General features: G+C 62.9%; 15 protein-coding genes and 1 riboswitch. Of the genes, 11 read left to right on the forward strand and 4 right to left on the reverse strand.

Annotated features, from left to right (window positions below; all coding sequences use genetic code 11):
• Nucleotides 1–60 precede the first annotated feature (60 nt).
• A riboswitch (yybP-ykoY riboswitch) is annotated at nucleotides 61–180 on the reverse strand.
• 39 nt (nucleotides 181–219) lie between these two features.
• Nucleotides 220–1,218 carry a methyltransferase gene (locus tag ACSSU5_RS14590; RefSeq protein ID WP_492559160.1) on the reverse strand — a complete coding sequence of 333 codons (999 nt, stop codon included), beginning with the start codon at nucleotides 1,216–1,218 and terminating at the stop codon, nucleotides 220–222.
• A gap of 55 nt (nucleotides 1,219–1,273) precedes the next feature.
• A complete protein-coding gene (locus tag ACSSU5_RS14595; protein ID WP_264310292.1) occupies nucleotides 1,274–2,239 on the reverse strand; it encodes a 2-hydroxyacid dehydrogenase in 966 nt (321 codons plus the stop codon).
• Nucleotides 2,240–2,455: 216 nt separating this feature from the next.
• On the opposite strand from ACSSU5_RS14595, the gene ACSSU5_RS14600 reads away from it, so the two are divergent.
• From ACSSU5_RS14600 to ACSSU5_RS14645, 10 genes are all read left to right on the forward strand, one after another.
• Complete coding sequence (locus ACSSU5_RS14600) at nucleotides 2,456–4,138, forward strand: fatty acid--CoA ligase (RefSeq protein ID WP_264310291.1); 1,683 nt, start codon at nucleotides 2,456–2,458, stop codon at nucleotides 4,136–4,138.
• Between the two features lie 332 nt (nucleotides 4,139–4,470).
• Complete coding sequence (locus ACSSU5_RS14605) at nucleotides 4,471–6,357, forward strand: DUF1302 domain-containing protein (protein ID WP_264310290.1); 1,887 nt, start codon at nucleotides 4,471–4,473, stop codon at nucleotides 6,355–6,357.
• Nucleotides 6,358–6,382: 25 nt separating this feature from the next.
• Nucleotides 6,383–7,747, forward strand: a complete 1,365-nt coding sequence (locus tag ACSSU5_RS14610) for a DUF1329 domain-containing protein (RefSeq protein ID WP_264310289.1) — start codon at nucleotides 6,383–6,385, stop codon at nucleotides 7,745–7,747.
• Nucleotides 7,748–8,022: 275 nt separating this feature from the next.
• Nucleotides 8,023–10,740, forward strand: coding sequence for a winged helix-turn-helix domain-containing protein (locus ACSSU5_RS14615; protein WP_492559161.1), 2,718 nt, complete (start codon nucleotides 8,023–8,025; stop codon nucleotides 10,738–10,740).
• A 159-nt stretch (nucleotides 10,741–10,899) separates the two neighbouring features.
• On the forward strand, nucleotides 10,900–12,507 hold the full coding sequence (locus ACSSU5_RS14620) for a tetratricopeptide repeat-containing response regulator (RefSeq protein WP_264310287.1): 1,608 nt from the start codon (nucleotides 10,900–10,902) through the stop codon (nucleotides 12,505–12,507).
• Nucleotides 12,504–13,196 carry a sensor histidine kinase gene (locus ACSSU5_RS14625; protein ID WP_264310286.1) on the forward strand — a complete coding sequence of 231 codons (693 nt, stop codon included), beginning with the start codon at nucleotides 12,504–12,506 and terminating at the stop codon, nucleotides 13,194–13,196. The genes ACSSU5_RS14620 and ACSSU5_RS14625 overlap by 4 nt, the downstream gene beginning before the upstream one ends.
• A 182-nt stretch (nucleotides 13,197–13,378) precedes the next feature.
• Nucleotides 13,379–13,657 carry an AbrB/MazE/SpoVT family DNA-binding domain-containing protein gene (locus tag ACSSU5_RS14630; protein WP_264310285.1) on the forward strand — a complete coding sequence of 93 codons (279 nt, stop codon included), beginning with the start codon at nucleotides 13,379–13,381 and terminating at the stop codon, nucleotides 13,655–13,657.
• Nucleotides 13,654–14,001, forward strand: coding sequence for a type II toxin-antitoxin system ChpB family toxin (locus ACSSU5_RS14635; RefSeq protein WP_492559162.1), 348 nt, complete (start codon nucleotides 13,654–13,656; stop codon nucleotides 13,999–14,001). The genes ACSSU5_RS14630 and ACSSU5_RS14635 overlap by 4 nt, the downstream gene beginning before the upstream one ends.
• A 19-nt stretch (nucleotides 14,002–14,020) precedes the next feature.
• On the forward strand, nucleotides 14,021–14,665 hold the full coding sequence (locus ACSSU5_RS14640) for an MBL fold metallo-hydrolase (RefSeq protein WP_264310283.1): 645 nt from the start codon (nucleotides 14,021–14,023) through the stop codon (nucleotides 14,663–14,665).
• Between the two features lie 109 nt (nucleotides 14,666–14,774).
• Nucleotides 14,775–15,494, forward strand: a complete 720-nt coding sequence (locus ACSSU5_RS14645; protein WP_264310282.1) for a YiaD family glycine zipper/OmpA-like lipoprotein — start codon at nucleotides 14,775–14,777, stop codon at nucleotides 15,492–15,494.
• A 34-nt stretch (nucleotides 15,495–15,528) separates the two neighbouring features.
• Here the strand turns inward: ACSSU5_RS14645 and pta are convergent, their stop codons facing one another.
• Entirely contained in the window at nucleotides 15,529–17,616 is a 2,088-nt protein-coding gene (gene pta / locus ACSSU5_RS14650) for a phosphate acetyltransferase (RefSeq protein ID WP_264310281.1), read from the reverse strand.
• 32 nt (nucleotides 17,617–17,648) lie between these two features.
• Nucleotides 17,649–17,951 carry a DUF3565 domain-containing protein gene (locus tag ACSSU5_RS14655; protein WP_264313978.1) on the reverse strand — a complete coding sequence of 101 codons (303 nt, stop codon included), beginning with the start codon at nucleotides 17,949–17,951 and terminating at the stop codon, nucleotides 17,649–17,651.
• Here ACSSU5_RS14655 and ACSSU5_RS14660 point away from each other — a divergent pair.
• Entirely contained in the window at nucleotides 17,950–18,435 is a 486-nt protein-coding gene (locus ACSSU5_RS14660; protein WP_016501463.1) for an FKBP-type peptidyl-prolyl cis-trans isomerase, read from the forward strand. The two genes, ACSSU5_RS14655 and ACSSU5_RS14660, sit on opposite strands and share 2 nt — an antisense overlap.
• Nucleotides 18,436–18,477: the final 42 nt, after the last annotated feature.

Consider the following 18,477-nt stretch of genomic DNA (forward strand, 5'->3'; position numbering starts at 1 on the left):
CCCGCCCCGGGTAAGGTGTGCGTGTCATAGGTCTTGTCAAACCGCGGATCCGTCTGTGCGGATCTCTCTATGCAGGCTCTGCATAGTGGGTCGCACGCGCCATGGCCTGTGGGCCAAGTATGTTGACGCGTGCCGGGCGAGCTGGGTGCTCGCGGGAGACTACTCCCCTAGGACGGTGCGGATTCTGCCTAGCCGAATCGGTTTCGGCAAGTGCTGTTTTTAACCGCGTGTTGCCTGATAGATACGAAAACCATCGGCCTCGGCACGTACCTGGCAGTTGCCCAGCGCCCCCTCGATCAGCGGCTGGTAACGCAGGAAGCTATTTGCCACCAGGCGCATTTCGCCGCCTTTTCGCAGATGTAAGCCGGATTTTTTCAGCAAGTTCTCCGAAGCCTGATAATGGGTGTGCACCCCGGTATGAAACGGCGGGTTGCTCAGGATCACGCTCAGGTCGGCAGGGGCCGCATCGATGCCATCACCGCTGATCACTTCGCCTTCCAGGCCGTTGGCGGCCAAGGTCAGGCGGCTGGCGGCCACGGCAAACGCGTCTACGTCGAGCAGGGTCAGCCGGCTTTGTGGATAGCGGCGTTTTACCGTGGCGCCCAGCACCCCGGCGCCGCAGCCGAAGTCCAGCACATGCCCGCTCGGCAGGCCATCGAGGTGCTTGAGCAGCAGTGCGCTGCCGCGATCGAGGCGGCCATGGCAGAACACGCCCGGCAGGCTGACCACCTGCAGTGGGCCATCTTCGAGGTCAAGTTCGAAGCGCTCGGCCAGGCTTTCCAGCGGCGTGGCCGTAGGCGCGTGGTCGACGGTCACCTGCCACAACTGGCAATGCCGGGCGCTGTCGAGCTTGCGCGGTTTGCCAAAGGCCTGCAGTTGCTTCGCCGCGCCTTCGATGCCGCCGCGTTTCTCGCCGACCAGGTACAGTTCGCGCCCGGCCAGGCGCGAGGCCAGGGCGTTGAGCAGGTAGGCGGCCAGCTCGCGGGACTTGGGCAGGAACAGCACGGCGCTGTCGAAGGCCACCGCAGGGGTTTCGACACCGTAATGGCTGCGGCCAGCAAAGCGGCCTTCGAGCATGGCCTGGTCACCGGCATGCCAGGTCCAGCCATGGGCCATGGGCAGGTGGCCGAGCAGGTCGTCGGCGGGCGCGCCGGCGAGCAGCAGCGGGCCTTGGAACAGGTCCGCCTGGCGGAGCAACACTTCACTGCGCGGGTCCATGGACGACGCCTCCTGTAAAAAAAGTCGCGCAGTGTAGCAGAGGCTAACGCTGCGCTCAGCTGACCACGCGGCGTGGCTGACCGGCGAAATAGGCCTGGGCATTCTCGCTGAGCTGGCCGACGATGCGCTGGCGCGACTCCACTGCGCCCCAGGCACTGTGCGGGGTGATGATCAGGCGCGGGATATCGCCTGCCAGCAGCGGGTTGCCGTTGACCGGTGGCTCGACGCTCAGCACGTCAGTAGCGGCGCCACCCAGGCGGCCCTGGCGCAGGGCGTCGGCCAGGGCCTGTTCGTCGATCAAGCCACCCCGTGCAGTATTCACCACCAGGGCGCCGGGTTTGAGCAGGGCCAGCTCACGGGCCCCGATCATGTGCCGGGTATGCTCGTTCAGTGGGCAGTGCAGGGTCAGCGCGTCCACTTGCGGCAGCAGGTCTTCCAGGGCCATGCGGTCGGCGCGCTCCGGGCGACCGGGGATCTGCCCGCTCAAGACGCGCATGCCGAAGGCTTCTGCCAGCCGTGCTACCGCGCCGCCCAGTTCGCCATGACCGAGCAGGCCCAGGGTCTTGCCCTCCAGCTCGACGATGGGGTAGTCCAGCAGGCAGAACTGGCTGGCCTCTGCCCAGCGGCCGTCGGCCACTGCCTGGTTGTAGTCGCACAGGCGCGTGGCCAGGGCCAGCAGCAGGGCGAGGGTATGCTGGGCGACCGACGGCGTGCCATAGCCTTGGCAGTTGCACACCGTGATGCCCTGGGCGCGGGCCGCCGCGAGGTCGACATTGTTGGTGCCGGTGGCGGCCACCAGGATCAGCTTGAGCTGCGGGTTGGCCGCAAGGGCCGCGGCATCGAGCATGACCTTGTTGCTGACCACCGCGACGGCGCCCTGCAGGCGCTCGGCGACCTGCTCCGGACGGGTGGCGGCAAACAGCTCGAACGCATCGAACTGCGATTGCAAGGGGGACAGGTCGAGATCACCCAGGTCCAGGGATTGGTGATCGAGGAACACGGCGCGACGCGGGCTGGGCATGGGGGTCTCCGGTGGCGGGGCGGGAAAAGGGCCATCAGCTTCGGCGCAGTGTCCGAAGCGGCTAGCCGCAGTGTCTAGCCCGCAGTTGCTGCACGTCAACGCCTGCCACTCATACCTCGCTCGTCCAAATCATTCCTTCGGCTGATTTGACCGTCACATTCAGCTACTACAGTAGATCCAGACTTGTCCGGCTCGCTTTTCAGAAAAGGGATACCCATGTTGCAGACCCGCATCATCAAACCCGCCGAAGGTGCCTACGCCTATCCCCTGTTGATCAAGCGCCTGCTGATGTCTGGCAGCCGCTACGAGAGAACCCGCGAGATCGTCTATCGCGACCAGTTGCGCCTGACGTATCCACAGCTCAACGAGCGTATCGCACGCCTGGCCAATGTGCTGACCGAAGCCGGCGTCAAGGCCGGTGACACGGTGGCGGTGATGGACTGGGACAGCCATCGCTACCTGGAATGCATGTTCGCCATCCCGATGATCGGTGCGGTGGTGCATACCATCAACGTGCGCCTGTCACCGGAGCAGATCCTCTACACCATGAACCACGCCGAAGACCGCGTGGTGCTGGTCAACAGTGACTTCGTCGGCCTCTACCAGGCCATCGCCGGGCAGTTGACGACCGTCGATAAGACCGTGCTGCTGACCGACGGCCCAGACAAGACCGCCGACCTGCCCGACCTGGTCGGCGAGTACGAGCAACTGCTTGCCGCCGCCAGCCCGCGTTACGACTTCCCGGATTTTGACGAGAATTCGGTGGCCACCACCTTCTACACCACCGGTACCACCGGCAACCCCAAGGGCGTGTACTTCACCCATCGGCAGCTGGTGTTGCACACCCTGGCCGAAACCTCGGTGACCGGCAGCATCGACAGCGTGCGCCTGCTTGGCAGCAACGATGTGTACATGCCCATTACCCCGATGTTCCACGTGCATGCCTGGGGCATCCCTTACGCCGCCACCATGCTTGGCATGAAGCAGGTGTACCCGGGGCGCTACGAGCCGGACATGCTGGTCAAGCTGTGGCGCGAAGAGAAGGTCACCTTTTCCCATTGCGTGCCGACCATTCTGCAGATGCTGCTCAATTGCCCGACCGCTCAAGGCCAGGACTTCGCCGGCTGGAAGATCATCATCGGCGGCAGTGCGCTCAACCGCTCGCTCTACCAGGCGGCCCTGGCGCGCGGCATCCAGTTGACTGCGGCGTATGGCATGTCCGAGACCTGCCCGCTGATCGGGGCTGCGCACCTGAACGATGAATTGCAGGCGGGCAGTGAGGATGAGCGTGTCACCTACCGGATCAAGGCCGGTGTGCCGGTACCCCTGGTCGAAGCGGCGATCGTCGACGGCGAGGGTAATTTCCTCCCAGCCGATGGCGAGACCCAGGGCGAACTGGTGCTGCGTGCCCCCTGGCTGACGATGGGCTACTTCAAAGAGCCGGAAAAGAGCAAAGAGCTGTGGCAGGGCGGCTGGCTGCACACCGGAGACGTCGCGACCCTCGATGGCATGGGCTACATCGATATCCGCGATCGCATCAAGGATGTGATCAAGACCGGCGGTGAGTGGGTCTCCTCGCTCGACCTCGAAGACCTGATCAGCCGTCATCCCGCGGTGCGCGAAGTGGCGGTGGTGGGCATCGCCGACCCGCAGTGGGGCGAGCGGCCCTTCGCCTTGCTGGTGGTGCGCGATGGGCAGGCCATCGATGCCAAGTCGCTCAAGGAGCACCTCAAGCCTTTTGTCGAGCAAGGGCACATCAACAAATGGGCGATTCCCAGCCAGATCGCCGTTGTTACTGAAGTTCCCAAGACCAGTGTCGGTAAACTCGACAAGAAACGCATCCGCCAGGACATCGTCCAGTGGCAGGCCAGTAACAGCACGTTTCTTTCGACGCTGTAAGCACCATGCGGGTCGTGCACGCCAGAGCACGACCCGCATGCTAGAGAGCTCGTTGCCTTGCCAAACAGCTAAAATGCGCCATGCTTCAGCCTTGCCAGCGCGTAACCAGAAAAACAGCGGAGCGAGTTGGCGGCACGGAGCGCAAATCACACTTTAGAGGGATCAAGCGCCTGTGCCTTGCTGGCTATAGTCGGGGCCAGGGGATTTTCAGGAATGGGGGAGGGCGACACGCGCAAGCCGTGTTGCCGCAGGCGCAAGCCTGCATACCGGTCCCACGGACCGTTTCTGAAAGGACTCACTGCCATAACAAAAAAGTACATGGAGTAGCGTCGATGAAATCTGCAAACCTGTTCTGGCGCCGGGCCAAGTTGCCCTTGGCCGTCAGCCTTGCTTCCACGCTCGCAAGCCCTGCTTTCGCTGTCAGCTTCAACATTGGGGAAATCGAAGGGCAGTTCGACTCGTCGCTCTCCGTCGGCGCCAGCTGGTCGACCGCCAGCCCGAACAAGAACCTGATCGGGGTCAACAATGGCGGCAAGGGGTTGTCGCAGACCTCCGATGACGGCCACCTCAACTTCAAGCGTGGCGAGACCTTCTCCAAGATCTTCAAGGGCATCCACGACCTGGAGCTCAAGTACGGCGACACCGGGGTGTTCGTACGTGGCAAGTACTGGTACGACTTCGAACTCAAGGACGAGGGCCGTGAGTTCAAGGACATCAGCGACTCCAACCGCAAGGAAGGCGCCAAGTCTTCCGGCGCCGAACTGCTCGATGCGTTCGTCTACCACAACTATTCGATTGGCGACATGCCAGGCTCGGTGCGCCTGGGCAAGCAGGTTGTCAGCTGGGGTGAGAGTACCTTCATCGGCGGTGGCATCAACTCGATCAACCCGATCGACGTGTCCGCGTTCCGCCGCCCAGGGGCCGAGGTCAAGGAAGGCCTGATCCCGGTCAACATGTTCTACATCTCCCAGAGCCTGACCGACAACCTGTCGGCCGAGGCCTTCTACCAGATCGAATGGGACCAGACCGTCGTCGACAACTGCGGCACGTTCTTCTCCCAGCCAGACATCATCGCCGACGGCTGTACCGACAACCTGCGCGTGCTCAACAGCAGCCGCACGGTGCCGGGCGCGGCCCAGCAGTTCCTCGCCACCCGGGGCGTGGACATCAACGAGGAAGGGGTGATGGTGCGCCGCGGCGCCGACCGTGATGCCCGCGACAGCGGCCAGTTCGGCGTGGCACTGCGCTACATGTTCGACCCGCTGGACACCGAGTTCGGTGCCTACTTCATGAACTACCACAGCCGCGCGCCGATCTTCAGCGCCACCGGCGCCCCACCGTCGGTGTTCGCCGGCCTGAGCGCGCTGCCTGCACAGTTGCGGGCGCTGGCACCGCTGATCGTGGCCGGCAACTCCGAGTACTTCGTCGAGTACCCCGAGGACATCCGCCTGTATGGCCTGAGCTTCTCCACCACGCTGCCTACGGGTACGGCCTGGAGTGGTGAAGTCAGCTATCGCCCGAATGCGCCCGTGCAATTGAATACCACCGACATCCTGTTCTCCGGTGTGCGTCCGATTGGTGGTGCCCTGAGCAACGCTTCGCTGCTCTCCGGTACCCCAGGCCAGGACCTGCACGGCTACCGTCGCAAGGAAATCACCCAGTTCCAGACCACCTTGACGCACTTCTTCGACCAGGTAATGGGCGCCAGCCGCATGACCGTGGTGGGCGAGGTTGGGGTCACCCACGTCGGCGGCCTGGAAAACGCACGCGAGACCCGCTACGGCCGTGACCCGGTCTTCGGGCCTGGCCCGCTGCCTGCCACCGGCGGTGCGGATACCTGCCAGGCACTCAATGGCAGCACCATCGCTGGCGCAGGTGCCGGGGCATCCACCACCAACCTGAATCGCAAATGCGAGAACGACGGCTACACCACCAGCACGTCCTGGGGTTACCGCGCCCGGGTCATCTGGGACTACAACGACGTCTTCGCCGGGGTCAACCTCAAGCCCAGCGTGGCCTGGTCGCATGACGTTTCCGGCTACTCGCCTGGCCCTGGCGCCAACTTCGAGGAAGGCCGCAAGGCCGTCAGCCTGGGCCTGGACGCCGAGTACCAGAACACCTACACGGCGAGCCTGTCGTACACCAACTTCTTCGACGGCAAGTACAGCACCGTGGATGACCGCGACTTCGTCGCCCTCAGCTTCGGCGTGAACTTCTAAGAATACTGATCCAGGACGACACGACATGAACAAGACCAGAAGTCTGCTGCAAGCCGGTGTGCTGGGGCTGTCCCTGCTGGCGACCAGCGTCATGGCAGCGGTGTCTGCCGATGAGGCGGCCAAGTTGGGCGGCACCCTTACCCCGATGGGCGCCGAAAAGGCCGGTAACGCCGATGGCTCGATCAGTGCCTGGCAACCGCTGTCGAAGACGGCGGGCAGTGCTGATGCCAAAGGGTTCCTTTCCGACCCTTATGGCAGCGAAAAGCCGCTGTTCACCATCACTGCGCAGAACGTCGACCAGTACAAGGACAAGCTCTCGCCGGGCCAGGTGGCGATGTTCAAGCGCTACCCGGATACCTTCAAGATCCCAGTGTTCAAGACCCACCGCGGCTCCTCGGTACCTGACGACGTCTTCGCTGCCATCAAGGAAAACGCCACCAAGACCACGCTGGTCGAAGGCGGCAACGGCCTGAACAACTTCCGCACCGCCGTGCCGTTCCCGATCCCCCACAGCGGCCTTGAGGTGATCTGGAACCACATCACCCGCTACCGTGGCGGCAGCGTCAGCCGCCTGGTAACTCAGGCCACACCGCAGCAGAACGGTTCTTACAGCCTGGTGTACTTCTCGGACCAGTTCGTCTTCCGCGACAAGATGAAGGACTACGACCCGAACAACCCAGGCAACATCCTCTTCTACTTCAAGCAGGAAGTGACCGCCCCAGCGCGTCTGGCCGGTACGGTGCTGCTGGTACACGAGACCCTGGACCAGGTGAAGGAGCCACGCAAGGCGTGGATCTACAACGCCGGCCAGCGCCGCGTGCGCCAGGCGCCGCAAGTGTCGTACGACGGCCCAGGCACCGCTGCCGACGGCCTGCGTACCTCGGACAACCTGGACATGTTCAACGGCGCGCCAGACCGCTACGACTGGAAGCTCGAGGGCAAAAAGGAGCTGTACATCGCTTCCAACAGCTACAAACTCGACTCGCCGAGCCTGAAGTACGCCGACATCCTCAAGGCCGGGCACATCAACCAGGACCTGGCCCGCTACGAGCTGCGCCGGGTGTGGCATGTGGTCGCGACGCTCAAGCCTGGCCAGCGGCACATCTATGCCAAGCGTGACTTCTACATCGACGAAGACACCTGGCAGGCTGCCGTGATCGACCAGTATGACGGGCGTGGCCAGTTGTGGCGGGTGTCCGAAGCGCACTCCCAGGACTACTACAACATGCAGGTACCGTGGTACACCCTGGAAACCATCTACGACCTGCAGTCGGGTCGTTACCTGGCGCTGGGCATGAAAAACGAAGAGAAGCGTGCCTATGACTTCGGCTTCAGTGCCAGCAAGGCCGATTTCCAGCCAGCGGCGCTGCGTCAGTCAGGCGTTCGTTGAACCGTTGAGTGCCACCTCCGTGTGATCCCCAGAACGCCCCGGCTTGCCGGGGCGTTTCTGTTCAGGTCCAACATTGCGCGGCCCTGCAAAACCGGTGATAAAGCCGGTGAATATTCCGCCAAAGCCCCGATCCAGCCCGCGTCTATCAGTGTTGTTGCTTTTTGTCGTAGTCTTTTGCGGCCTAATTGTGCCCATCATCTTCAAATGCGCTGCGTTACCCGCTAGTCTCGCAAGCATCCGTATCGCCGTTGTCTTCCACCCAGAACGAGCCGGCCATGACAGATCTGTCCCGTACGCATGGATTCGCCAGCCAGGCCCTGGGCCTGCTGGACGGGCGTTTCTTCCGGCCGCCGCTGCCGGATGGCCATGTGCCGCGTGCGCGGCTGTGCCAGCGCCTGCATGCCGGCCTCAGCGGGCGGTTGCTGCTGGTCAACGCGCCGGCGGGTTTTGGCAAGAGCTCGCTGGCCATCGAATTCTGCGAAGCACTGCCTGAGCACTGGCGCAGCCTCTGGCTTGGCCTGAGCCAGCGCGATGCCGACCCTGGCCGTTTTCTTGAGCGGCTGCTCGAAGGCCTGCAGCAGTATTGCCCTGCATTGGGTGGCCAGGCCATGGGCCTGCTGAAAATGCGCCAGCGCCACCAGCCATTCGCCTTCGAGGAGTGGATCGACGGCCTGCTCGACGAACTTGCCCAGTACCTGCAAGCCGATACCCCCCTCTTATTGGTGCTGGACGACTACCACCTGGCCCAGGGGCCGGTGCTCGACCGCTGCCTGCAGTTTTTCCTCAATCACTTGCCCAGTGGCCTGGTGCTGTTGATCACCAGTCGCCAGCGCCCGGATTGGCACTTGGCGCGGCTGCGCCTGTCGCGGCAACTGACCGAGCTCAACGAGCAGGACCTGCGGCTGACCCCCGACGAGTCGCTGGCGGTGATCGGCCGGCAACCCACCGGCCTGCGTGGCCAGGCGCTGGACAACCTGATCCAGCGCAGTGACGGTTGGGTGGCAGGTTTGCGCTTCTGGCAATTGGCGGCTAGCGAATCAGGCGATGAGCATGCCTTGCCCCACGCCTTGCACGGCGGCGAAGGGCTGATACGCGACTACTTGCTGGAAGAAGTCATCGAAATCCTGCCGGCGGACGTACAGGCTTTTCTCTTCGACACGGCGTGCCAGGAGCGCTTCTGCGCGCCGCTCTGCGATGCCCTGCGTGACCGCCAGGACAGCGCCGACATCCTGCGCTTTCTGCAGGCTCATCAGGTGTTTCTGGTGCCCCTGGACGAACACGGCCACTGGTTTCGTTACCATCACCTGTTCTCCGACCTGCTGCGTAGCCGCCAGGCCAGCGAACCGCTGGCGCGTCTGTATTTGCGTGCCTGTCGCTGGTTCGAGGCCCAGGGTTTGCTGGACGAGGCGGTTGAACAGGCGCTGCGTGCCGGCCACCTAGATGTCGCTGCCGACCTGGTGCAGAGCCTCTCCGAGGAGCAACTGCTGGCCGAGCAGAACGTCGGCATGCTGCTGCGCTGGAAAATGGACCTGCCCGAGAGCTTGCTGATCAGCACGCCGCGCCTGATCGTGCTGTACAGCTGGGCGTTGGGGTTGGCTTGTCAGCTGGATGCGGCCGAAGAGCTGGCAGGCTACCTCAGCCGTTTTCTGCCTGCGCCGTCGGCGACCGCGCAGAAGTCCATGCTGGCCCAGTGGCTGGCCCTGAGCGGGGTGATTGCGCGCGGTCGGGGTGATCGTGAACGCACCCTGGCCTACTGCGGTGAAGCGTTGCAGAGCCTGCCGTGCAAACGGTATGGCCAGCGCCTGGTGTGCCTGTCGACACTGTCTAACCTGGCCATTGCCGATGCCGACTTCTGGCACGCGCGGGGCTGGAACCGCGAAGCCCTGGAGCTGGCCCAGCGCGTCGGTAACCCGCTGTTCGAGGCTTTGGCGCATTATGACCGGGCACGGGTGCTGCACGCCCGCGGCGAAGTGTTGCGGGCATTGGACGAAGTGCGCCAGGGCTTGCAGCGCCTGCAAGGGCTTTCGGGGCAGCGGTTGTATGCAGTGCGGGCGCGGCTGACCCTATACGAAGGCTACCTGCTGGTCTCGCGGCTGCAAGCGGCCCAGGGCCGTGCGCGCTTGCGTGCGGGGCTTGGTGAGGCGCGGGCTTGTCGAGACATCAGCGTGCTGATCGGCCACTGTGTCATTGCTACGCTTGATGGCCGGGAGGGCCACTTCGCCGAAGCGTTCGCTGAGTTAGCCGAGGCGGAACGGCTGATGCACATCTGGGATGTTCCGCCGATTTACTATCTGGCCATGATTACCCTGGTGAAGTGCGAGCTGTGGCTGGCACAGGGGCGCACCGATCTTGCCGAGCCCTGGTTGCTGCGACTGGGGCAGACCTACGGTGGCGAGCAGCCTGCGGCAGCGCCGGAGTTCCACCCGTTATTACCCCTGCACATCGAACTGCAGCAGGCATTGCTGGAGCGTATCCAGCTACGCACTGATGCGTCGGTTCAACGCCTGTCGGGGCTGGTCGAACGAGGCTTGGTCAGTGGCGGGATGCTGCTGGCCGTCAGCGCCCTGTGCCAGTGGATCGCCCTGCTGCTCGCGCAAGGCTGTGACGCGCAGGCTGCCGGGCTGCTGCCTAAGGCGCTCGAAGCCGCGCAGGGCGGCGTTCTGCAACCGTTCCAACCCTTGCTCGAAAAACACCCACAGTGGCTGCACGAGCAGCTCGCGGCGCGCTCGGCTTGCCCGGTTCAAGTAGAGCTGCTCAAACGGTTGCCCCAGTTGCCTGTGCTCAGCAGTGGCAGTGGCGAGGCATTGAGCGGCCGCGAACGGGCTGTGCTTGAGCTGATCGCCCAGGGCTGCTCCAACCAGCAGATCAGCGAACGGTTGTTCATCTCGCTGCATACCGTCAAGACCCATGCCAGCCACATCAACAGCAAGCTGGGCGTCGAGCGCCGGACTCAAGCGGTGGCCAAGGCCAAATCACTGGGCTTGCTGGCCTGAGGCAGTGCCCGCTAAAGTGATGGCTTGAGGCCATTGCCCGCCATCGTTCAGCGCGCTGCATGCTCTATCCTCATCTTTCCCGACTGGCTGCCGATACAGCATTCGGTGGTATGCATCGCCTTGCGCGATTTTTCAATCATCCCAATACAGGTCGTGTTGATGCTGCAGTACGGGCAAAAGAGCTTTCTGATCGTCGACGACTTCACCGACTTTCGTACGTCGACCCGGTCCATGCTGCGCGAACTGGGTGTGCGCGACGTGGACACCGCCGACAGCGGCGAGCAGGCCCTGCGCATGTGTGCGCAGAAACGTTATGACTTCATCCTGCAGGACTTCCACCTGGGCGACGGCAAGAAGAACGGCCAGCAGGTGCTCGAAGACCTGATCCTCGACAAGCACATCAGCCATGAGTGCGTGTTCATCATGGTGACGGCAGAGAGCAGCCAGGCCATTGTCCTCAGTGCCATCGAGCATGAGCCCGATGCCTACCTGACCAAGCCGTTCAACCGGGTTGGGCTGGCCCAGCGTGTCGAGAAGCTGTTCCAGCGCAAGACCTTGCTCAAGCCCATCCTCCAGGCGCTGGACCGTGGGCGCCCGGCTGAAGTCCTGGCGGCCTGCGCTGAACTGTGCAAGAAGGACCCGCGCTTTGCACCCCTGTGCCTGCGCTATCGGGCCGATGCGCTGCGCAACCTCAATCGCTTCGATGAGCTGGAAAAGTTCCTCAAGGCCATTCTCGCCAGCCGTCCGCAGCCGTGGGTGTATTCGGCGCTGGGCAGCCTGATGCACAAGCGTGGCCAGCATGCACAGGCCCAGGGCGTGTACGAACAGGCACTCAAGGCCTTCCCGATCATGCCGGGCCTGTACGATGGCATGGCCGAGGCCCTGGTGGCGCAAGGCGAGAACAAGCGCGCCCAGAACATGCTTGAAGAAGCGGTACGCCTGTCGCCGCTGTCGGTACGCCGACAGGCCACGCTGGGCAAGCTGGCGCTGGGCAACGAAGATTTTGAAACCGCCTCGAAAGCGTTCCGCCATGCGGTGAACCAGGGGCAAAGTTCGCGCTACAAGGATGCCGAGAACAACCTTGGCCTGGTTCAGGCGTTGATGAACAAGAACGCAGGCTTCGGCCTGGACGCCCGTACCCGCGTCGAGATCAACACCGTGCTCAGTGAAGTGGCCAAGGAAAACCCTGAGGATCAGGGCCTGCAGGTACGCGCCCGCATGATGAAGGCCGCCAGCCTGCAGCAGGCCGGGGATGCCGAGACCGCCGCCAAGCTCACCGAGCAGGCCATGCAGCGTCTGGACAAGATGGAGCAGTTCTTCTCGGTCGATGCCGCGTTGACGGTGGCTGCTCAGTTGCAGGCCTCAGGGCAGGAAGCGGCCGCTATCGGCGTGCTCAAAAGCTGCGTTGAAAGTTACGGCGACGACCCCAAAGTGATGCAGAGGGTGGCCAAGCTGACGGATGATCCGGCCGTACTCAATGCAATCACCGAGGCAGTCACCCTTAACCGCCAAGGAGTGCGCAGTTACCAGGGAGGTCAGCTCAACGAAGCGTTGCAGTTGTTCCGCAAGGCCTTGGCCTTGCAACCCAAGAACATCAGCATCGCCCTCAACACCGCCCAGGCGCTGCTGCGCATCGGGGGGGATGACCCACAGCCTGCGATCATGCAGGAATGCCGCGACGCCTTGACCCGCGTGGCCGGCATCCCTGCCAGCGACAACCGCTATGACCGCTATGGCAAACTGCACATCCGAGTGTTCGGCGCATGAATCAAGACAATCAGGGGCTGGATTTTTCCACGGTGATCGCCTCCACCGTGCACGACCTCAAAAACTCCCTGTCAGCGCTGATCCAGTCCCATGACCAGTGGCTGGCGCGTTTGCCCGAAGAGTTGCGCGGCGGTACCGAGCAAGGGGTGATGGAACACGAGTTCCGTCACCTCAACGGTATGCTGGTGCAACTGCTGGGGCTGTACAAACTGGGCGTGAACCAGCTGCCGGTCTGCCCGGACTACCATGAGCTGGACGACTTCATCGAAGCCCAGTTGGCCGCCCATCAAGAAGTGCTCAAGCACAATGACATCCTTGCCACCTGGCGCATCGACACCGATAACCCGCTGGGCTTCTTCGACCGCGAGCTGGTGGCATCAGTGATTGCCAACGTGATCACCAACGCCACCCGGTTTGCCGGGCATGCGTTGTTGATCAGCATCGAGGAAGAGGCGAATCAGCTGGTTATCTGCGTCAACGATGACGGCCCAGGTTATCCACAGCGCATGCTCGAACGCCAGGAAGAGTTCATCCAGGGCATCGACTCACACAGCGGCAGTACCGGCCTGGGCCTGTATTTCGCCGCGCGGATCGCAGCGTTGCATGAGAGCGATGGGGTGAAGGGGCGGATCGAAATTTCCAATGGTGGGGCGCTGGGAGGCGGGTTGTTCAGGTTGTTCTTGCCCTGAGCCTTGTCGTGGCCATTGCACCTGACTAGATAGTTTCTGGTATTGCTCCCGAGAGTCGATTCCCAAGGCGATGTAAGGCATTTCCTTCTAGTGATTACAGGGCTTTTGTTAAAGCCAAGCGAGTGACAGTGTAGATACGACGTTTCTACATTTCACTTGCAATCACTTGGAGGGTTTCTACTATGTATCTACCTTGGGAGATACTTATGCAGATCAAGATTCAGCAGTGGGGCAACAGTGCAGCGATTCGTCTGCCGGCAGCGGTGCTCAAGCAGCTGCAACTGGGTGTCGGCTCAACGCTGAGCCTGGATACGGCGGGCGAAACGATGGTGCTCAAGCCCCTCAGAACAAAACCCAAATACACCCTTGAAGAATTGATGGCACAGTGTGATCTGAGCGCACCGGAGCCAGAGGATATGGCCGACTGGAACGCGATGCGTCCAGTGGGGCGGGAAGTGTGAAGCGGGCCAAGTTCGCCAGAGGCGACATCGTTCGCGTCAATCTTGACCCTACCGTCGGTCGAGCGCAGCAGGGGGCAGGGCGACCTGCATTGGTGCTCACGCCTGCAGCCTTCAATGCTGCGGGGCTCGCGGTCATTGTCCCTATCTCCCAAGGTGGCGATTTTGCAAGGCATGCAGGGTTTGCCGTTACCCTCAGTGGTGCGGGCACGCAGACGCAAGGTGTAATGCTCTGCAACCAGATCCGCACTGTGGATCTCGAAGCCAGAAGTGCCAAACGTGTTGAAACCGTTCCCGAGGTAGTCGTCCTCGACGCGCTGGCTCGGGTGCAAACCCTCTTCGATTAATTGGTTCCTGTGTTCACCCATGGAAATGACACCGTCAGCACTCATCCGTGAAACCTTCCCCGTAGGCCCGTTGCAATGCAATTGCACCCTGATCGGCGACCCATTGACCAAAAAGGCCATCGTCGTCGACCCAGGCGGTGACCCGGAGAAAATCCTCGCCCGCCTGCAGGCCCACGGCCTGACCCTGGTGAGCATCATCCACACCCATGCGCACTTCGATCACTTCCTCGCCTCAGGCAAGCTCAAGGCGCTGACTGGCGCGACGTTGCACCTGCACAAAGATGACCAGTCGCTGTGGGACAACCTTGAGATGCAATGCCAGATGTTCGGCGTGCCTTACACCCCGGTGCCACCGCCAGATCGCTGGTTGGGCGATGACGAGGAGCTGGCCTGCGGTTGTGGCGTAGCCTTGCACACCCCGGGGCATACGCCGGGGTCGATGAGTTTCTGGTTCGCTGATGCCAAGCTGCTGATTGCCGGCGATACCTTGTTCCGTCGCGGTATCGGCCGCACCGATTTGTGGGGCGGCGATCAGCGGGCTATCGTTCGTTCGATCAAGGAGCGGCTGTACCGGCTGGATGAAGAGGCCATCGTGGTCACAGGTCACGGGCCCGATACCCGCCTGGGTGACGAGATGCGCGAGAACCCGTTTGTGCGGGCATGAACCTCGGTGAAAACACGTTCATGGAATTTTTTGCCATCTTGGCAATCCAAGGCTGGCATAGAGCCATTCGCGGCCTGCCGCATTTATGAATTTCAGTAGGAGCTTGTCCATGTTCACCATGCGTCGTCTGATTATCGTCGCAACCGCCGCCGCCCTGATGACGGGCTGCGCCAGCCAGAACCCGTACGACAACCAGGGTCAGGCGCAGGGCTCCACGGGGATGAGCAAGACCGCCAAGTACGGCGGCCTGGGCGCGCTGGCCGGTGCCATCGCCGGCGCCGCCATCGACCACAACAACCGGGGTAAAGGCGCACTGATCGGCGCTGCCGCAGTGGGTGCCGCCGCTGCGGGTTACGGCTACTACGCCGACAAGCAGGAAGCCGAGCTGCGCGCGCAAATGGCCAACACCGGCGTCGAGGTGCAGCGCCAGGGCGACCAGATCAAGCTGATCATGCCAGGCAACATCACCTTCGCCACCGACTCGGCCAACATCGCGCCAAGCTTCTACTCGCCGCTGAACAACCTGGCCGGTTCGTTCAAGCAGTTCAACCAGAACACCATCGAAGTGGTTGGCTTCACCGACAGCACCGGCAGCCGCCAGCACAACATGGACCTGTCCCTGCGCCGTGCGCAAGCGGTCAGCACCTACCTGACTTCGCAGGGTGTCGATGCTTCGCGCATTTCCGCACGTGGCCTGGGCCCGGACCAGCCAATCGCCAGCAACGCCGACGCCAACGGCCGCGCGCAGAACCGTCGTGTAGAGGTCAACCTGAAGCCAATTCCCGGCCAGCAGTATGACCAGCAGGGGCAGGTTCAGCAGTACCCGTAAAAGCGAGACGGGGGCGCCAGGCGCCCCCTGACGTTCAACGCACGACGCTGGCCTGAATCGCCGTCAGGGCGATGGTATGCACGATGTCGTCAACCTGAGCCCCTCGCGGCAAATCGTTCACCGGTTTGCGCAAGCCCTGCAGCATCGGCCCCAGGCTGACACCATCGGCGCTGCGCTGCACCGCTTTGTGAGTGGTGTTGCCGGTATTCAGATCCGGGAAAACGAACACCGTGGCACGCCCAGCAACCGGGCTGTTCGGTGCCAGTTCCCGGGCGATGGCCGGGTTGGCTGCGGCGTCATACTGCAACGGCCCGTCGATCAGCAGATCATGCGCGGCGGCCTGTGCCAGGCGTGTCGCTTCACGCACCTTGTCGACTTCTTCATCGCTCGCCGAATCACTTGAATAACTGATCATCGCCACCCGTGGCGCGATGCCGAAGGCGTGTGCCGATTCGGCGCTCTGCTGGGCAATTTCTGCCAGTTCTGCAGCACTTGGGTGCGGGTTCATCACGCAGTCGCCGTACACCAGCACCTGCTCGGGGAACAGCATGAAGAACACCGACGACACCAGGCTGGCGCCTGGTGCTGTCTTGATCAGCTGCAGGGCAGGGCGGATGGTGTTGGCGGTGGAGTGCACCAGGCCCGAGACCAGGCCGTCGACCTCATCCAGGGCCAGCATCATGGTGCCGATCACCACCGGGTCTTCCAGTTGCTGCTCGGCCATGGGGGCATTGAGGTTCTTGCTCTTGCGCAAATCGACCATCGCGTCGACATAGCGCCCGCGAATCAACTCAGGGTCGAGTATTTCCAGGTCTGCAGGCAGGGTGATGCCCTGGGCACGGGCGACCGCTTCGACTTCCTCGGGCTTGGCCAGCAGTACGCAACGCGCGATGCCACGGGCCTGGCAGATTGCCGCTGCCTGCACCAACAGTGGCTCGGCGCCTTCTGGCAGGACGATGCGCTTGTTGGCCTGCTGCGCGCGCTGGATCAGTTGATAGCGGAACACCGCTGGCGACAGGCGCAGCTCGCGTGGCGTGCCGCAGCGCTGATGCAGCCAGGCAGCGTCGAGATGGCTGGCGACAAAATCGGTGATGAACTCGGCACGCTCGCGGTCATCCACTGGGATCTCGCGGTTCAGCGAATTGAGCTGATTAGCCGTGTCGTACGAACCCGTACTCACCGAAAGAATCGGCAGGCCGGCCTGCAAGGCGCCACGGCACAGCCCCAGGATGCGTGCATCGGGCTTGCTGTCGCTGGTCAGCAGCAGGCCGGCGAGGGGCACGCCGTTGATTGCCGCCAGGCTTACCGCAAGGATGATGTCGTCCCGGTCGCCTGGGGTCACCACCAGGGTGCCGGATGTAAGCAGCGGCACGGTGTTGGCCACCGTACGCGCACAGATGATGATCTTGCTCATGCGCCGCTGCTCGTAGTCCCCCGCGTTGAGCACCTGGGCGCCGAGCAGGTCGGCCACGTCGCGGGTGCGCGGGGCGTTCAGTTCGGGCTGATAGGGGATGCAGCCGAGCAGGCGGAAGTCGTTGCCGCGCAGCAATGGCGAATGTTCGCGCAGGCGCGTGGCGAAGTCCGCCATGCTTTCGTCGGTACGCACCTTGTTGAGGATGACCCCAAGCACTTTCGGGTCGCGAGGGCCGCCGAACAGCTGGGCCTGCAGTTCGACGCGCCCGGACAGCTCGCTGAGCACCTCGTTTTCGGGGGCCGATACCAGGATCACCTCGGCATCCAGGCTCTTGGCCAGGTGCAGGTTGACCCGCGCCGCATAGCTGGCGTGGCGGGTTGGCACCATGCCTTCGACCACGACCACGTCATTGCCGATGCAGGCTTGTTGGTAGAGGCGGATGATTTCCTCCAGCAACTCATCCAGTTGGCCATCGCCGAGCATCCGCTCGACGTGGGCCAGGCTCAGCGGCATGGGCGGCTTGATGCCGTGCGTGCGTGCGATCAGTTCGGTGGAGCGCTCAGGGCCGGTATCACCCGGGTGGGGCTGGGCGATCGGCTTGAAAAAGCCGACCTTCAGGCCTGCGCGTTCGAGGGTGCGAACCAGGCCCAGGCTGATCGATGTCAGGCCGACACCAAAGTCGGTCGGCGCAATGAAAAATGTTTGCATGCGTGCTTCTCGAATTAAAGCGGTGCAAGGAGTCAACGGCCAAGGGTAGCGCTATCGGCTGCCTGTGCACACCAGCCACACGCGAAAGCCTCGCCGATGCGCTGCTGGCGCTGTTCGGCATCGAGCACCCACGGGCGCGCCTGCCAAGGAGGTTGGTGACGAAGGTGCTGGGTGTGGCCGCACGACAACTCGACCACCCAGTGGCCTTCTTGGTCCTGATGGAAGCCTGTGATCCGACTGATGGACCGTTCCTCAGCCGAGGCACGTTCGCAATCGGGCGATGGCTTGGTTACACTTGTCCGCTCTACATACTTTTGCAAAAGGTCTTGCCCCATGCTGATCGCCGCCAACAAGGCTGTCTCCATCGACTATACCCTGACCAACGACGCCGGGGAGACCATCGACAGCTCCGCCGGTGGCGCGCCGCTGGTTTACCTGCACGGTGCCGGCAACATCATCCCGGGCCTGGAAAAGGCGCTGGAAGGCAAGCAGGCCGGTGACGAGCTGAACGTCTCCATCGAGCCGGAAGACGCCTACGGTGAATACCTGGCCGAGCTGGTCAGCACCCTGAACCGCAGCCTGTTCGAAGGCGTTGACGAGCTGGAAGTCGGCATGCAGTTCCACGCTTCGGCACCGGATGGCCAGATGCAGATCGTCACCATTCGCGACCTCGACGGCGACGACGTCACCGTTGACGGCAACCACCCGCTGGCCGGCCAGCGCCTGACCTTCCAGGTCAAGGTTGTCGACGTGCGTGACGCCAGCGAAGAAGAAATCGCGCACCGTCACATCCACGGTGAAGGTGGCCATCACCACTGATTTTCTGCGCTAAGCTCAGAGAGTCGCCAGGCGCTCGGGCAA

The sequence above is a fragment of the Pseudomonas sp. E1MeOHC2 genome, from assembly GCF_058745025.1.

Excerpts from the sequence above, each read along its gene's own strand:
- ACSSU5_RS14630 (WP_264310285.1), top strand. The coding sequence starts at position 13,379 with ATGTATCTACCTTGGGAGATACTTATGCAGATCAAGATTCAGCAGTGG.
- ACSSU5_RS14620 (WP_264310287.1), top strand. The coding sequence starts at position 10,900 with ATGCTGCAGTACGGGCAAAAGAGCTTTCTGATCGTCGACGACTTCACC.
- ACSSU5_RS14615 (WP_492559161.1), top strand. The coding sequence starts at position 8,023 with ATGACAGATCTGTCCCGTACGCATGGATTCGCCAGCCAGGCCCTGGGC.
- ACSSU5_RS14640 (WP_264310283.1), top strand. The coding sequence starts at position 14,021 with ATGGAAATGACACCGTCAGCACTCATCCGTGAAACCTTCCCCGTAGGC.
- ACSSU5_RS14600 (WP_264310291.1), top strand. The coding sequence starts at position 2,456 with ATGTTGCAGACCCGCATCATCAAACCCGCCGAAGGTGCCTACGCCTAT.
- ACSSU5_RS14595 (WP_264310292.1), bottom strand. The coding sequence starts at position 2,239 with ATGCCCAGCCCGCGTCGCGCCGTGTTCCTCGATCACCAATCCCTGGAC.
- ACSSU5_RS14625 (WP_264310286.1), top strand. The coding sequence starts at position 12,504 with ATGAATCAAGACAATCAGGGGCTGGATTTTTCCACGGTGATCGCCTCC.
- pta (WP_264310281.1), bottom strand. The coding sequence starts at position 17,616 with ATGCAAACATTTTTCATTGCGCCGACCGACTTTGGTGTCGGCCTGACA.
- ACSSU5_RS14610 (WP_264310289.1), top strand. The coding sequence starts at position 6,383 with ATGAACAAGACCAGAAGTCTGCTGCAAGCCGGTGTGCTGGGGCTGTCC.
- ACSSU5_RS14590 (WP_492559160.1), bottom strand. The coding sequence starts at position 1,218 with ATGGACCCGCGCAGTGAAGTGTTGCTCCGCCAGGCGGACCTGTTCCAA.
- ACSSU5_RS14655 (WP_264313978.1), bottom strand. The coding sequence starts at position 17,951 with ATGGGGCAAGACCTTTTGCAAAAGTATGTAGAGCGGACAAGTGTAACC.
- ACSSU5_RS14660 (WP_016501463.1), top strand. The coding sequence starts at position 17,950 with ATGCTGATCGCCGCCAACAAGGCTGTCTCCATCGACTATACCCTGACC.
- ACSSU5_RS14605 (WP_264310290.1), top strand. The coding sequence starts at position 4,471 with ATGAAATCTGCAAACCTGTTCTGGCGCCGGGCCAAGTTGCCCTTGGCC.
- ACSSU5_RS14645 (WP_264310282.1), top strand. The coding sequence starts at position 14,775 with ATGTTCACCATGCGTCGTCTGATTATCGTCGCAACCGCCGCCGCCCTG.